We start from the raw sequence: 15,283 nt of genomic DNA, 5'->3' as shown, positions 1-15,283 counted from the left end.
GACAATCATCGACTACGTCGTCCAAACGACTGGCTATCCTTGGTTTGTGTCGGTCAGGAGCCGTAGTATTCTCCATCTGATGTCGTGCTATCGGCATGCATGTGACAGGTCACTCTAATTGGCGTACGGAATATAAAGTCCTGCACTGCAATGCGAGAATAACGAACAAGGACTATGAAAATGCATGATGCATATCGGGGCGGCAGAGAACTTCTGGCAGATAGTCATCGATTGGTGCTCTCTCAGGCGTATCCGCATCGTGCGATCTCGTTAAGACGTCGGAGCGGGAAGAGTTCGAAGGCCTGGGGGAACTGTCGTGACTGAAGATTCGGTGCGCAAACATATCGTCGACCGTGCTGTCGACGCGCTCACGGCAGACTACGAACGTCAGGACGGGCACCTCGAAAGAAAGCAGGTTGATCGCACGCTCGAAAAAAGAGGACTGACAGTCACCGAGTGTCAAGTAGTTCTTGATCAGCTCGAACACGCTGGTATTCGTTTCGAAGATTCAGACGAGGAAGCGACCACATCCCTGCAACAGTTCGCCGAGGATGGAGAGCCCCGAGATAAAGGCGGCTCGACCACGCTAGTCGATCCCTACAAATTGGCAGGCGTCCATCGTAACGCCGCTGAGCTTCGACTTTTGACAGGACCAGAAGAGCTTGAGTTGGGTCGCGCCATCTCACTGGGTCAGCGTGCATCTGCAGAGCTGGGGAAGGGGGATTTGCCCACGGCGCTTCATGAGGCCATGATCACTAAGGGGCTTGATGCCCGAGCGCGGATGACACTAGCGAATCTGAGGCTTGTGGCACATGTTGCTCGGCCGTTCTTTCACATGTCAGATTTGAGCGAGGAAGATCTCATCCAAGAGGGCATTCTGGGGCTGATCCGGGCAGCCGAGAAGTTCGATCATACGCTTGGGCTAAAATTTTCGACTTATGCGACATGGTGGATTCGTCAAGCGGTCACTCGTGCGATCGCCGACCGTGGAGCGCCGATAAGGCTGCCCGCATATCTCACACTAGAGGTGCATCGCTACCGCCGAGCCCTTCGGCTCCTGCACAACGTCAATCCCGCACGTACCCCTAGCCTGACGGAGCTCGCGAACGAACTTGCTTGGCCTGTCGACCGGGTCGCGTTTGTCCAGCACTTGAGCGCGCTACAACCGACGTCACTTGAGGATTCGATCGCTAGTGCTCCAGACGCTCGCTTGGCGGACCTCGTTGCATCGGAAGAAGAGCGGCCGGACGAGACTGCCGAGCGCACCACGCTTCGAAAGGCTGTGGCAAACGCGGTTGCTGAGCTGTCGGACAACGAACGCCTGGTGCTTAACTTGAGATTCGGTCTCTTGGATGAGAGCGGCGGACGGACGCTTGAGGAGGTCGGGCAAGAGATGGGGCTTACACGGGAACGTGTGCGGCAGATACAGGCGAAGGCACTGAAGCGCTTGATAAGCTGTGCCCGACGACGCGAGAATCATTTCCTCCTTGCATATTGGCCCCCAGGGTGGCAGCCCGACCATGAATCGGTCGGCGAGGAAGGAGTGCCTCGCGAGGATAGCGGCAAGGTTGACAAAAATAAATCGCGGAAGTCCCGTCAAACGACGAGGCTGGAACCGCAACCATTTCCGAGAGAATTCAGATGGCTGAGATGACCGCATCGGAGGCGCAGACGCGCTTCGTTCGCTGGCTGTCGGACAAGATGACCGCGGCTGGACGGGGAGATGACGAGACGACGCTCGATGTCGAGCCGTCAGGTAAATTCTGGCTGGGAAGATTGCAGTCCGTTTCCGCCATGGCGAGTAGCAATCTAGGTGATCGGGCCGAGCGGCTCGAACCTTGTGCGCAGGGGATAAAGCTGCGTCCCGCCGACGACGGGCCGTGGCAGTTCTCGATCACCGGTAGTGTGAAGATCTGGATGCACGACAAGTCAACTCGGACTTGGGGCAAAACGGAGATTGCATCCGTAACACTCGCCATCTCGGTCGACCGTTCCCAGAATGGTTTGCGCATTGGTCGCGAGGAGTGGAGTTCTGAACTGGCACGGGTAACCGGTCGTGCAGGTCTCGAAGCATTCTTCGAGATCGAGATCGAAACTAGTCCGGACGAAAGGACCGTACTGGCTGTCACTCTCGTAAATGATTCGCCCAAGGACGCGCCGCCCTTTCGTGATACCCGGTTTTATGAGTGCACGCTCGAACTGGAAGGGATCGCCACGGAGCCCTTTGTGCTTGAAGCGCTGGAAGACTCGTTTCGCTACGATCGGCGCATACCGGCATACGGTATCAATTGTGGTGTTCGGCAAGAAGGAGGCAGGTTTGTCTGCGAAGACGAGGTCGCCGTCGACAAACAGCGCCCAGACTTCTGGAACGTGTCGGCAACTCCGCCGGATTGCAGCTTTCTAGCACTGGCGAAAGATCCGATTCTTCCAGCTGTCACTTTACTTGAACGCCTCTCCGACTGGGGAGAAGGCGAATGGTCACCGGCGGCCCTTGAGATGCGCCAGAGTGCCGAGGGTTGGGACGCGCGGATGCGCGAGAAAGCAAACGCCGGTGCGAAGGAGTTCGAAAATGAATGTCTTCGGATTCAGCGTGGCATCGAACTCCTTCGCAACGATGCCACGCTCGCTCGCGCGTTCCGGCTGATGAACCGGGCGATGCACCTGTCAGCCAACGGAAAATATTCGGCGTGGAGACCGTTCCAATTCGGGTTCCTGCTAGCTAACCTTGCATCCATCGTCGACGTGGCCAATGAGGTCGATATTGCAGACTTAGTCTGGTTTGCCACGGGGGGGGGAAAGACCGAAACATACTTGGGATTGCTGGTCACCGCTGCCCTGCACGACAGACTCACGGGCAAAGTGGACGGTGTGACCGCTTGGAGCCGCTTCCCGCTCCGCATGCTTTCGCTTCAGCAGACACAGCGATTCGCGGATGCCATGGCCGCCGCAGAATTGGTTCGACGCGAAGAGAAGATCGGGGGAACTCCGTTCGCGATGGGATTTTTCGTCGGAGAAGGCGCGACTCCGAACCGCATCGAACCCGATCCAAAACCTGGGAAGCCGGATCCAGATGACGACAACATGCCGGGGCGATATCAAGTCCTCGAGCGTTGCCCATTTTGCCACGAACGCACCCTGACGATGGCTTTCTCCCGTCGCGCATGGCGGCTGTATCATCATTGCACCAATGAAGCATGCACATGGCCGGAAGAGGCGCTTCCTATCTATGTCGTTGACGAGGAGATCTATCGCTTCCTGCCTACCGTTGTCGTGGGTACGTTAGATAAAGCAGCGTCCATTTCTTTTCAAGCCGCGATGCGTGGGCTCGTTGGTGCTCCGTTCGGAATCTGCTCGAAGCCCGGACACGGATACACATACGCGGTACGCTCTACGCGGAAGAATGGGTGCTTGGTTCCGGGCTGCCAGGCGGCTCCATCGGGACTGCCAATGGAGCCCGCGCGATATCCGCCATCGTTTAGGCTCCAGGACGAACTGCACCTTCTACGGGACAGCTTAGGGGCTGTTGACTCGCACTATGAGGCGCTGTACGACGCATTGCAGATCACTCTCGCGAATCGGAAACCCAAGATTCTCGCGTCTTCGGCGACGTTGACCGGCTACGAGAAGCAGGTCGACGTGCTCTACAGAAGGGTCGCGCGCGTATTTCCTGTGCCGCCGCCGCGAGCGGGCGCAGGCTTCTGGACCGCAGAATCGACGGAACTGATGCGGCGATTTATCGCGATAGCGCCCCGTGGGGTCACGGTCGAGTATACGGTCGACCGACTTCTCACCGAATTGCAGAAGTGCGTACGTCGTCTAGCCGATGATCCCAAACAAGCCTGCTTCGACGCAGGTGTGGACCCAAGCCATGCGAGGATGCTTCTGGATCTGTATGGCACAGACGTCGTCTATGGCAACACGCTCCGGGATTTGGAGGCGGTCGCCCGCTCAATTCCCACCCAGTTGCAGGCCTCGGGTCAGGTTCATACGGCATCCTTGACGGGCGGGACAGATTTCGCAGAAGTGCGTCAGACGCTTGAGCGGTTGCAAGCCCCCGAGGACAATTTTGACGACCGTCTACATGTATTGACCGCGTCGTCGATGATGTCCCACGGCGTCGACATCGATCGCCTGAATGTGATGGTGATGCTCGGCCTTCCTCTCGCTACCGCTGAATTCATTCAGGCGACGGCGCGTGTCGGCCGGCGGTACCCCGCTCTTGTCTTCGTGGTACACAAGATGGGGCGAGAGCGTGATGCGGGAATTTTCCGTTCCTTCCGGCAGTTCGTGCAGCAAGGCGACCGATTCGTGGAGCCCATCCCTGTCACCAGACGGAGCCGTCGGGTTCTTGAGCGGACCTTACCGGGGCTGGTTGCGGCAAGGCTTCTGGCTATCGAGGAGCCGCGGCTTCCCGACCCATTGACCACTGCTGCTGCGTTCAAGAGGCGGTTCGACGCGGGCGAGTACGACCCCGAGCAGGAATTCGAGAGTCTTGTGCAGTTGTTGGGCCTCGATAGCGGCCTTGATGCTCCTATGCGCTCAGATATCAGGGAATGGGTCGACGAACTTAGAAGAAATCTCGAGAGTCTGCCTTCGAACGCAACATGGGTTTCTGACGTATTTCCAAGCGAGGACGGCCCGATGCTTTCGCTGCGAGACGTCGAGAAAACTGTGCCGATTATCGGTCGCCGCGTTTAGGAGAAACCGTGAAAGAAAAGCGTAGCGCATCTCAAGTGCTTTTCGGCTATTTGCCGGAGCAGACCGTTGACCTCCAACATGGCGTATGGAAGATCAAGGATTGGCGTACTCCCCTCGTACGCAACGATATCGACGACGTGTCGTTGCGGGAGGCTATCAAGCGACAGGTCGCGCCTTGGCGCAATCAAGGTACGGACGGTGGCTTTTATGCAGCTCTCCAGTCTGGTGCGAAGATCGAGACGGTCACACTGGACATCGACAACGGGGTCGAGGTAGAGCCCTTCCCAAGGTCGTGGCGCTGTAATTTCTGTGGACGCCTGCACGATACTCCGGACGCGAACTGCAAATGCGGAAAGAAGGCGGCGAAAGGCCAGATGTTCTTCGTTGGCTACCACGAAACCTGTGGCGCTCTCAAAGCCCCGTCCATTCCGCGATGCTCCACACACAATGAAATCGCGGTGCAGTTTCCTGGCACAGCATCGGCAACGGAGATTCGCTTTTTCTGCCCTGTTTGCAATACGACCGTGCGTCAGGGGTTCGGCTTTGCAAAATGTTCGTGCGGGCAAGGAAGTCTTACGTATCAGCCGCATCGTGCCGCTTCCGTCTATACCCCGCGGGCGGTCGTGATTGTCAATCCGCCCTCCAAGGAGAAAATCCGTGCCGTAACGGAGGGCGGAGGTCCACCGAAAGCGCTCAAGTGGATCGTTGACGGCATGAAGACGAGGACTATGGAAGAGCAGCCCGCAACGCGGGAGTCACTGCGGCAAAGTTTGGCGTCCCAGGGCTTGCCACACGAGATGATTGAGCGAATGCTTGATTTAGCAGGACAGGCAGGCGGCTCAGCGGTTGAGGCTGATGTTCCGCTCCCAGACTCGTCGCGCGCGGATGCGGAGGCGCAGGCTGTCATCATTGCGCTCGCAATGAGTAACTCACGCGTGACAGTCGGAGATCTCGTCGATGGAAGTGATGCGCACCCCGAACTTGGTGATCTCTACCGCACCGAGTATCCGCGTGCAATGGCTGCGGCTCACGTTGAAGGCGTTGAACTTGTCGAGCGATTTCCGGTTCTGACAGGTCAGTTTGGCTATACGCGTGGCAAGCATGAGCCCGGTGCCACGAGACTAATGCCTTTCAGAAGCCGAAGCGGATACCGTGTCTATGCGGACATCGCCGAGACTGAGGCATTCTTCATCCGCCTCGATCCGATACGGGTTGCAACTTGGCTCGCGCAACGCGGCCATGTACTGCCGGAGTGGACCGATGCCCGCAGCGCTCGTGTAGCGATTTTGAAGTCCGCGACTCTGCCGGATGCGTGGTCGGCTCGCTCGCAAGATGTCGGCGCCGACCTGCTGGAGCTTGTGCACTCTTACACGCACCGGTTCCTTCGCATAGCCGCGACCTTTGCGGGTATCGACCGTAACGCGCTTTCCGAGCTGCTCGTGCCCCTCCATCTTGGATTCTTTGTCTATGCTGCGGCGCGTGGCGATTTCGTGCTGGGGGGACTGCAAGCCGTATTTGAGACTGAACTGCATCACCTGCTCAATGCGGTCGTACGAGAAGAGCGTCGTTGTCCGCTGGATCCGGGCTGCCGGGATACGGGGGGAGCGTGTGTGGCTTGCCTTCATGTCGGAGAACCCTCGTGCCGATACTTCAACCGGTACCTGACGCGCGATACCCTGTTTGGCCGGTCCGGATACCTGTCAGCTGAACTCTGAGGTCTCTCCGTTCGCGTCGAATCGTCGGAGTTGCGCGATTGTCTCGGCACTAGCGATCACCCAGAGGGCGGCTCTCGCGCGACTGAAACCGACATATAGCAATTCAAGTGCCGCTGTCACGTCCACAGCGGAGGACAGCGCGACGATCACGACTTCTCGCTCAAGGCCCTTGAACCTGTATATTGTTTCCGCGACGATGCCGAATTCGCCAGCTGCACAGAATGGCAGGTCTGCGACCATGCTCTCCCTTAGCTGTCGCACTATGTCACGCGAATCCGTTAGCACGGAGAGCTGATTTGGTGACAATCCTTCGCGGGTAAGGAGGTCATCTGCAGTGCGACGACAGAGGATAGCTATATCTGACGATCTTGTCGCAGCAAGGAAGGCAGGTGCAGGTCCGTCGACGCCACGATCATGTATCGTTTCACCAAAGATGCTCGCCACCAGCTTTGCGATCGGCCGCGTATTGCGACAGTTAACCGTCAGTTCGAAGGTAATGGCTTGCGATCGTGGCTCCCAGCTTCGCTGATAAAGGTCTTGGCGCGCGTCCGCGAATGCGTAGACTATTCCATCGGTCGAAACTGTCGCCTCGCAGGCGTCGAGCCAGTCTGGCGCGAAGTCCTGAGCCTCGTCAATAAGAAGCGCGTCGTAACGTTTATCGACGATTGTGGCAGCCTCCAGCAGGCGGGCCACAGCGGAACTGCGGTACCACTCATCATCGACGTTGCGAGGCATCGGCAGCTTCGCCGTGCGCATCCATTCGCGCACAAATCCGTGGAACGTGTGTACCTCGATATTGTGCTGCGGGAACAGGCTTGCGATCTCGCTGCGAAGTAGAGAATTGAAACAGAGCAATGCGACCCGGCGCCCTTCGCCGGCGAGCCTGCTCGCCTTGTCGACAGCCAGCACTGTCTTGCCAGTCCCGGCGGCACCAAGGATGATGGCGCGTCGGTGGCGACGCAGCCCGTTCAGCGTTTCGATCTGCTGCTGAGTTAGTTCGACGATACCCCGGTTCGCAGTCTCAAGCGCCTCGAGAAGCGGTGGAACAAGTGTCGCAGTAGGTGCAAGCAGGTCACTGATACGTGCGAGCTGCGCTAGAGTCATTTCGCCCGAAGCTGACCAGTATTGGAATAAGCGATCCAGTCCTGCGCCGATATCCGAGAGTCCGTTCTTGTCCACGACAAGTTGCTTGGGCGCGTTCATACCGAGAGTGCCAGTGAAGACGACGTCGGGAAAGACTACGCCATGCACTATGGGCACGCGCGAGAGGCTCGAGTCTATATCCTTGAGGTAAGCGATCAGCGCGTACTTCGAATCCTTCGCCTGCTCGAAAGGGTTCTTGATACTATGCTGGATGCCCTCGCGATCAGTCGAGTACCAACGCCCGTTTGCGACCTCGATTGCTCCACCCTTCACCTCGAGAATCGCTATGCCTTTCGTCGGGACGAGCACTATGAAATCGGCTTCGCCATCCGCCTGTTTGCCGCGACGAACACCTTGCCAAGCGACGGAATGCAGTATGACGATGTCATCGACACGGGCGAGCGCCTCTCGTACTTTCATTTCGGACCGAGGGGTGCGGGACGGCGGATTCGTAGGAAGGAGCTTCGACATTTTGGGATCGTCTTGGAGCGCTAGGTTTGCGGGCCGAGTCTTGGAAAGCGAGAAATCAGCATGTCTCCTTTCGTCATTCCAGGCAACAGAACGATACCCGTTCTTGAAGGACTTCGCACATGGTCGACAAACTGACCGCCGAACACCGGAGCGCGCTGATGAGATCGGTTCGACAGCGCGATACCTCCCCCGAGATGGCCGTACGACGTGCACTTCATAAGCTGGGGTACCGCTTCCGCTTGCACAGGAAGGACCTCCCTGGAACACCAGATGTAGTTCTTCCGCGCTACCGGCTAGCGATATTCGTACACGGATGCTTTTGGCATAGGCATCCAGGGTGCAAACTGGCAACAACCCCGACGAGCAACACCGGATATTGGTTGCCCAAGTTCGCCGCCAATGTCGCCAGAGACGCTCGCAAAGCCAAAGAGCTAAGGGAGCTTGGCTGGAGAGTGGAGACAGTTTGGGAGTGCGAGACGGATAGTTCATTTGAACTATCGCGGCGACTGCAGACGCTCATTGAGGGCGAGGACTTTGAGGCGAAATTCCGTTAATAAGCAGAGCACTTGGCAGAAAACATGAACTAGCTGTTGGAATCCGATCGCGGTTCATTCACTCCCGGAATCTCGCGATCACCGATCTTGAACCAGAGATTCTCAAAACGTAGGCGCAGTCCGGGCAAATCGATTGTCACAGGATATGGAGTGGAATTTGTGGAAACTAGTGCCTCCTCCGCGCGATGAACTTCGTGCATCTTCGAGATAACCCGCGTGGATGGCCCAATCTGTGTGCGTATTCGCAAGAACTGGGGCCATGAAGCGATCGTGAGATACGGACTGGTGACGGGGAATCCGTAACCGTGCGTGCGAGAGAGGTTTCTCGACACTGCGAATAGAAATAGCGACGTGATCCTTTGGGGGCCTTTCAGCTTCAGGCGCAGCGCCTTCGCGACGTCTTCCGGAGAATTCTCTTTAATCCATTCTTGGACACTCGCTGCCCAATTGTCTACCTCGGAAGCAAGATTGCTGGTTTTGCTTCTAAGTTCGCGAATGTCGTTCGTCGAATAGTCTTGCCACTTGAGTTGAAAAAGCGCGAGCTCGCCATTCGTCCTGTCGAAAACGGCAGCATCGATGTCGGTGAGGCGTTTGCCGGACTTCCGGAGCACTATGTTTCCGGGTACACAGGAATAACGATTCCCGCCGAAAACACCGTAGAGATCCGAACGGAACCATGCCTCGCGTGAGGCAGATATCGCATTGCGAGTCGACGAGTGCCGCCATTGCGATATTGTCTGGAAGGCGGAGAGGGGATTGCGCAGGAGCGACGAGATCGGCCTCAGCAACAACCCATTTCCCAGATCGATGAACATCGGCAGCAGTGGGGTGGATTCCTTGGCAAGGCGGGACAGGTCTTCCGACGTGATGGTGAACGCGTCCATGATTGCAACCACCTTGGTTCGAGGATGTCCCATGAGCTCACAAATCAGATGCACAAGCTCGTCTTTCGGCGTCCAGATGGTGAAGCTTTCGTTGAGACTGATGTCCGGAAAATGTCTAGGTGCGAGCGAGCCGAAGGCGACGTGCTTGAGAAAAATGCTCAATAGCAGTGTGGCAACTTGGACAAGGTCGATGCCCGAGAATTCCCCGAAATGCGTTTCGGGATGGATGCCGGCCGCATCGCGCAAATCCTTCATCAGATATGAAGCCTCGCGTGCGAAATGTTCGTCGATTTCGGGCGTCGTGCTGTACCCGATCATGGCTCCCCGTGAGACTTTCCAAGGTTCGATCAGCGGTACCATGAGCTTCTCGAGTTCGTCCCATGTATAGAGTGGCGATGGGCGTTTCTCTGTGCGAGTCATGAATGCCCCGCGAGCGTGCAGATTGTTATCGACATCATCCCGCTCTACGATCGCCCAGCCTTGAGGCGAGAGCCGGTCCCTCGTCCATTCAGCTTCGGCCTTGCGGAGAACTTCGAATTCGGTCTGGTCCATAAGCTGAATCGGTCCAGTTCCAGAGTCATGCAGCGACAATACTTCACCATCGTGACTAGCCAGTAGGAAGCCGTGTTGGATCATGTCTGCCGCGCGTCTTGTCAACGCGATCGCACCGAAGTTCCAGAGAATTTCAGTCGCCATCGCGTGGAGCTCTGCGGACCTTTTGGCCAGAGGTACTCGAAACGGATTGGTCTGGCGTTCAAGTAAATGGCTCGTCGCGAGGTTCATTCCCCACCGAAGAACGTCGAATTTATAGTTTGGGGCGTCGTCTTTCTTTCGGAGCGATTGCTGCGTGCTCCACGCGTCAAGTACTCGTTGGACCTCAAGAAAGACGATGAACTTTTCTTCGGCGCTCGATGGAAGTAGGGCCTCCAACCTAGCCAGCTCGTTGCTGGCGAATTCACGTAAGTAGTTCGGTATATCTCCGTGGTCCACTTTGCTTGCTCCGTGCGTTTTATGTGAATTGCACCTGGCCTAAGGATACTTCCCGCTGGACCAGCCGCGAGCTTGTATGTGTTTTTGTACCGTTTTGTCCGCGAGTGTAACTTTCGCCGTTGACTCCCCCCACCCCCTCTTGCCAAAGAGAGACATTGGCAGAATGAACGTCAAAACCAAAGAAGTGCCGCAAATACCCGCTACGCGGGCATTTGCGGGAAGGAAAAGCACTACCCACAAATTGTTACTTCGAGCCAGTTTTGCTCGGAAAATGCGCTTCTGGCTACATGTACCAACATTAATCGATGATGTGATGGCGCGATAGAGCCAATTTTATTGGCGACGGTCCACATACCAACACTTTTTAGTGTGGATAACCGTTCTAAGCGCCCACTCGCGCAACATCGTATCTAAAACGCCCTTGCAGCATTTGCCGCTGCGAGGGCGTTTTTCATTTCTGTCGCCGTTATTACCTCGTTGACATTTTGTCGTAAACCGTCAAAATGTCGTTCATGACGAAGCCAGCACAACCCGAACAGCAGCCCGAACAACAGCACGAAAACCAGCTCCTCCTGCGCGAGGGCCGCAAGATCGTCGAGGCGCTCGGCCAGACGCTCGCGCCGCTTGTCGAAGTCCTGCTGCACGATCTCACGACGCCGGAGCAATCGGTCGTCGCCATCGCGAACAATCTGTCGGGCCGCCAGATCGGTGACGCCGCGACGGAGATGGGGCTCGCCCGCATCACGGACCCCGACTTCCCCGATGTCGTCGCCAATTACCCGAATCGCTTCCCGGATGGCCGTCCGGTCAAGAGCACGTCCATCGGCCTGAAGAACAGCGCGGGCGAGTGCGTCGCCGCCATCTGCCTGAACATGGATGTGTCGCTGCTCGGCGCGGTCACGGCGGGACTCGGTCAGTTGATGCAGACCGGCGCCGCCGCGCCTGTCGCCGAAACCCTCGCGCCACACGCCAACGGCGAGGCGCGCGACACCATCCGCGCCGCGCTTGAGCGCTTTGCCGCCGCGCGCAACACCACGCCCATCGGCATGACGCTCGCGCAGCGTCGCGAAGCCGTGCGCGAACTGGCCGAAAGCGGCCACCTGAACCTGCGCCACGCGCTTGCCGAAGTCGCGCGCACGCTCGGCGTGGCACGCCCGACCGTCTATTCCTACCTGCCCAGCGAGCACCGACCATGAGCACCTTGCCGATCACCTTCGAAGACGTCGCCGCCGCGCACGAGCGCATTCGCGGCGTCGCGCACCGCACGCCTGTGATGACCTCGCGTACCGCGAACGCGCTCGCGGGCGCCGATCTGTTCTTCAAGTGCGAGAACTTCCAGCGCATGGGCGCGTTCAAGTTCCGCGGCGCCTACAACGCCATCGCGCAGTTCACGCCGGAGCAGAAAAAGGGTGGCGTGATCACGTTCTCGTCGGGCAATCATGCCCAGGCGATCGCGCTGTCGGCGCAACTGCTCGGCGTGAAGGCGGTGATCGTGATGCCGCACGACGCCCCCGCGGTGAAGGTCGAGGCGACGCGCGGCTACGGCGGCGAAGTCGTGTTCTACGACCGCTATACCGAAGACCGCGAAGCGCTCGGCAAGCGGCTGGCCGCTGAGCGCGGTCTCACGCTGATTCCGCCCTACGATCATCCGCATGTGATGGCGGGGCAGGGCACGGCGGCCAAGGAACTCATCGAGGAGGCGGGCGAACTTGACGTGCTGCTCGCGCCGCTGGGCGGCGGCGGGTTGCTGTCGGGTTGCGCGACGGCGGCGCACGGGCTTGCGCCGCGCTGCGCCGTGATCGGCGTGGAGCCAGAGGCGGGTAACGACGGCCAGCGCAGTTTCCAGACGGGCGAGATCGTCCACATCGACACGCCCAAAACGATCGCCGATGGCGCGCAGACGCAGCACCTCGGCAACTACACCTTTGCGGTGATCCGCGAGCGCGTGCAGGAGATCGTCACGGTGAGCGACGCCGAACTCGTCGAGACGATGAAGTTCTTCGCGAGCCGCATGAAGCTGGTGGTGGAACCGACCGGCTGCCTTGCCGCGGCGGCGGTTCTGCAACGCAAGGTCGATGTGCGCGGCAAGCGGGTCGGCATCGTCATTTCGGGCGGCAATGTCGATCTGCTGCGTTTCGCCGATCTGGTGAGCGCGAAGGCGTAATTCACGCGCCGCGCATCGTGTGACGACTCGCGGTCTGCTAGCCGAGCAGGGCCGCGAGCGCCTCGCGCGCATGACTCACCTGCGCGCTCTCGCCGGGCTGCCCCGGCAGCAGATGAAATTCCGCCGCCGGCAACGCCGGCAGGCCGAACGAAGCGGGGCAGGCCTCCACGCCATCGCCGATCGCCGACTCATTCAGACACGAAATCCCCAGGCCCGCCTTGAGCGCCAGTTGAAGCCCGGCGACGCCCGACGCCGAATGCGAAATCAGATAGGGCATGCGCGCGCGCTCCAGCAGCTTCACCACATAACGCTGCAACTGGCACGTCGAGGGCAGGAGCACCAGCGGCCACGGCGGCGCGAGCGCCGCATACTCGCGCAGCGTCTCGCGCGCGCCGACCCAGAGCAGCTTCTCGCGGCGGATCACCATGCTCTGGCGCGTGCCGGCATCGTCGCTGCGGGATGCCGCGCGGCGCGACGGCGCATCGACCATGCGCAGCGACAGGCCGATATCGAACACGTTGTCTTGCGCGCTTGCATCGATCACGGCGCTCGGCAGCACGGTCACATGCAGGCGCAGGCGCGGATGCTGGCTCGCGAAGCGCCGGATGATCGCGGCTACGTCGTGCGGCCGGTAGTAGTCGGTGATGGCGAGGCGCAGCTCGCCGTCGAGCGAGCGCCCGAGCATGTCGTCGAACGCGGCATCGCACATCGCGACGATGCGGCGTGCATGTTCCACCAGCTTCGCGCCCGCAGGCGTGGGCGCGACTCCTTGCTTGCTGCGCACGAATAGCGGCTGTCCGATGCGTTCTTCGAGCTTCTTCAACTGCTCGCTCACCGAGGACTGCGAAAGAAATACGCGCTCTGCGGCTCCCGATACGCTGCCTGCTTCCGTAACGGCGAGGAAAGTGCGCAATTGCGCGAGATCGAGACCGCGTGCGTTCATATCGATGCTATCCGTGTTGAAGGAGCGTGCTGCATAAGCGTGTTGCATGAGATGTTTCGGAAAATCCGATCACGTCGTTTGGATATTCCCGCTTTTCCGATGGATGGTGCGCCCTTAGCATGGCCGCAGTCAATGCATTTCTGGAGGCGGTCATGGCACACGTAAAGGGACGCCCGGTGTCGCATCGCTGGAAGGTGCTGGGCGTCGGCGTCGCAGCCAACGCGAGTTTTGCGGCGGCGTTTTCGGGGATTCCGGCGACGGCGGTATTTCTGCGCCCGGCCTACGGTATCGGTACGGGCGAACTGGGATTCGTGCTGGGGATGCTCGGGCTCGGCATCGTGTTGAGCGAATTGCCTTGGGGACTGCTAACGGATCGTTGGGGCGACCGGCGCGTGCTGCTGCTCGGATTGGCTTCGACGATGGCGGCGCTGCTGGCCATGGCGTTGTGGGGCGCGCCGTCCGCTGTCCACGTGCCGGGGCCGCACGCGCTGGCGGCGGGTTTTCTCGCGATCGGCCTGCTGGGCGGCAGCGTGAACGGTTCGAGCGGGCGGGCGGTGATGGCCTGGTTTGGGCCAAAGGAGCGAGGACTCGCCATGAGTATCAGGCAGACGGCGGTCCCCGGCGGCGCGGCGATCGGCGCGCTGCTGTTGCCCGCGCTCGCGTCCCATGCGGGGTTCGCGTGGGTATACGGTGCACTCGCGGCGATGTGTCTTCTTTCTGCAATCCTCACGATCATGTGGGTACGCGAGCCGGATGGGCCCGGCACCGAGGCAGTTTCGCCTCGATCGCAGGACTCGATGATGACCGCGGCCCCCGCTCGCTCGCCCTTGCGCCGTGCGCAGGTCTGGCGCATGGTCGGCGGCATCGCGGCGCTCTGCATGCCGCAGGTCGCGGTGATCACCTTCGCGAGCGTCTTCATGCACGATTTCGGCCATGCGGGCAGCGTGGCGACGGGCGCCGCGCTCGCAGCCGTCCAGATTGGCGCGGCGGTGGCACGCGTCTGGAGCGGGCGCTGGACCGACCTGCGCGGCAACCGCAATGCCTGGCTGCGTACCTGTGCGGCGCTGACCGCCGTGCTCTTCGTTCTGCTGGCCGTGGCGACGGCGCTGTGCGCGCACGCCGTCCGTCAGGAACTGACGCTGCCCTTGTTCGCTTTGATCGGGTTGTCCGTGTTGCTGGTGGCGGGGGGCATCGCGGCTTCGGCGTGGCATGGCGTGGCGTTCACCGAACTCGCGACGCTCGCGGGCCACGGCCGCGTGGGCAGCGCGCTCGCGATGGGCAATACGGGTGCCTTTATCGCCTTCTGGCTGGCGCCCTCCGTCATTCCGATGCTGCTCGCGGCCTTCGGTTGGCCGGCAGTGTGGCTCGCTGCTGCGGCGTGCGCGGCGCTTGCATGGCCCGCATTCGCACGCGCTGCGTCGAATCCTGCGCCCGCGGGCGCGTCGGCCGGGGCGCTTGCCCCGACCGTACGGCCAGCGGAACAGCGGGCGGGCAATAGCGCGGCGGCCTGAGCTTCGAAAATGAAGCATTGTCTGAAAGACGAATCGTCGAAATGAGAATTATGCGAATCTTATTTGTTTATTTCGCATAACTGATGGGGTTGTTGCGTTTGAGAGAGTCTTGATGATTAGGATATTTCCTATTCTGGCAATCTTTAATCGATGTTCAGATGGGGCTTTCAGAAGCGTTGCGTATCGAGCAACCACAAAATGGTGCGGCCT

The 15,283-nt window shown here is 59.5% G+C and carries 10 protein-coding genes; 7 read left to right on the top strand and 3 right to left on the bottom strand.

The genetic code is table 11. The features are described from left to right. Window positions 1-316 precede the first annotated feature (316 nt). The 3 genes from B0G62_RS02975 to B0G62_RS02965 are packed head-to-tail and all read left to right on the top strand — an operon-like array spanning window position 317 to window position 6,413. The gene (locus tag B0G62_RS02975; protein WP_146055192.1) at window positions 317-1,654 is read left to right on the top strand and encodes a sigma-70 family RNA polymerase sigma factor; all 1,338 of its coding nucleotides are present in this window, start codon (window positions 317-319) and stop codon (window positions 1,652-1,654) included. Next, window positions 1,642-4,698, top strand: coding sequence for a helicase-related protein (locus B0G62_RS02970; protein ID WP_103702342.1), 3,057 nt, complete (start codon window positions 1,642-1,644; stop codon window positions 4,696-4,698). Before B0G62_RS02975 ends, B0G62_RS02970 begins: the two co-directional genes overlap by 13 nt. A gap of 8 nt (window positions 4,699-4,706) precedes the next feature. Next, complete coding sequence (locus B0G62_RS02965) at window positions 4,707-6,413, top strand: hypothetical protein (protein WP_103702340.1); 1,707 nt, start codon at window positions 4,707-4,709, stop codon at window positions 6,411-6,413. Here B0G62_RS02965 and B0G62_RS02960 read toward each other — a convergent pair. Next, the gene (locus B0G62_RS02960; protein WP_103702337.1) at window positions 6,399-8,027 is read right to left on the bottom strand and encodes an NERD domain-containing protein; all 1,629 of its coding nucleotides are present in this window, start codon (window positions 8,025-8,027) and stop codon (window positions 6,399-6,401) included. The two genes, B0G62_RS02965 and B0G62_RS02960, sit on opposite strands and share 15 nt — an antisense overlap. 119 nt (window positions 8,028-8,146) lie before the next feature. On the opposite strand from B0G62_RS02960, the gene B0G62_RS02955 reads away from it, so the two are divergent. Beyond that, a complete protein-coding gene (locus tag B0G62_RS02955) occupies window positions 8,147-8,581 on the top strand; it encodes a very short patch repair endonuclease (protein WP_103702335.1) in 435 nt (144 codons plus the stop codon). A gap of 29 nt (window positions 8,582-8,610) precedes the next feature. On the opposite strand, the gene B0G62_RS02950 is transcribed toward B0G62_RS02955, so the two are convergent. Continuing rightward, complete coding sequence (locus B0G62_RS02950) at window positions 8,611-10,455, bottom strand: hypothetical protein (protein WP_103702333.1); 1,845 nt, start codon at window positions 10,453-10,455, stop codon at window positions 8,611-8,613. 512 nt (window positions 10,456-10,967) lie between these two features. Here B0G62_RS02950 and B0G62_RS02945 point away from each other — a divergent pair. After that, window positions 10,968-11,651: a helix-turn-helix transcriptional regulator gene (locus B0G62_RS02945; RefSeq protein WP_103702928.1), complete on the top strand. Its 684-nt coding sequence runs from the start codon at window positions 10,968-10,970 to the stop codon at window positions 11,649-11,651. Further along, complete coding sequence (locus B0G62_RS02940; protein ID WP_103702331.1) at window positions 11,648-12,619, top strand: threo-3-hydroxy-L-aspartate ammonia-lyase; 972 nt, start codon at window positions 11,648-11,650, stop codon at window positions 12,617-12,619. The genes B0G62_RS02945 and B0G62_RS02940 overlap by 4 nt, the downstream gene beginning before the upstream one ends. 37 nt (window positions 12,620-12,656) lie before the next feature. On the opposite strand, the gene B0G62_RS02935 is transcribed toward B0G62_RS02940, so the two are convergent. Then, window positions 12,657-13,562 carry a LysR family transcriptional regulator gene (locus tag B0G62_RS02935; RefSeq protein ID WP_103702926.1) on the bottom strand — a complete coding sequence of 302 codons (906 nt, stop codon included), beginning with the start codon at window positions 13,560-13,562 and terminating at the stop codon, window positions 12,657-12,659. A 152-nt stretch (window positions 13,563-13,714) separates the two neighbouring features. Here B0G62_RS02935 and B0G62_RS02930 point away from each other — a divergent pair, with 152 nt between their 5' ends. Further along, on the top strand, window positions 13,715-15,073 hold the full coding sequence (locus B0G62_RS02930; RefSeq protein WP_103702924.1) for an MFS transporter: 1,359 nt from the start codon (window positions 13,715-13,717) through the stop codon (window positions 15,071-15,073). The last annotated feature ends 210 nt before the right edge of the window (window positions 15,074-15,283 follow it).

The sequence above is a fragment of the Paraburkholderia eburnea genome, from assembly GCF_002917095.1.
Taxonomy (GTDB): Bacteria; Pseudomonadota; Gammaproteobacteria; order Burkholderiales; family Burkholderiaceae; genus Paraburkholderia; species Paraburkholderia eburnea.
Note: the sequence above shows the minus strand (reverse complement) of the source record. Positions and strands in the feature narration are given on the sequence as shown.

What these genes read in the sequence shown, in the direction of transcription:
- B0G62_RS02955 (WP_103702335.1), top strand. Translation starts at nt 8,147, where the DNA reads ATGGTCGACAAACTGACCGCCGAACACCGGAGCGCGCTGATGAGATCG.
- B0G62_RS02935 (WP_103702926.1), bottom strand. Translation starts at nt 13,562, where the DNA reads ATGAACGCACGCGGTCTCGATCTCGCGCAATTGCGCACTTTCCTCGCC.
- B0G62_RS02930 (WP_103702924.1), top strand. Translation starts at nt 13,715, where the DNA reads ATGGCACACGTAAAGGGACGCCCGGTGTCGCATCGCTGGAAGGTGCTG.
- B0G62_RS02960 (WP_103702337.1), bottom strand. Translation starts at nt 8,027, where the DNA reads ATGTCGAAGCTCCTTCCTACGAATCCGCCGTCCCGCACCCCTCGGTCC.
- B0G62_RS02970 (WP_103702342.1), top strand. Translation starts at nt 1,642, where the DNA reads ATGGCTGAGATGACCGCATCGGAGGCGCAGACGCGCTTCGTTCGCTGG.
- B0G62_RS02945 (WP_103702928.1), top strand. Translation starts at nt 10,968, where the DNA reads ATGACGAAGCCAGCACAACCCGAACAGCAGCCCGAACAACAGCACGAA.
- B0G62_RS02940 (WP_103702331.1), top strand. Translation starts at nt 11,648, where the DNA reads ATGAGCACCTTGCCGATCACCTTCGAAGACGTCGCCGCCGCGCACGAG.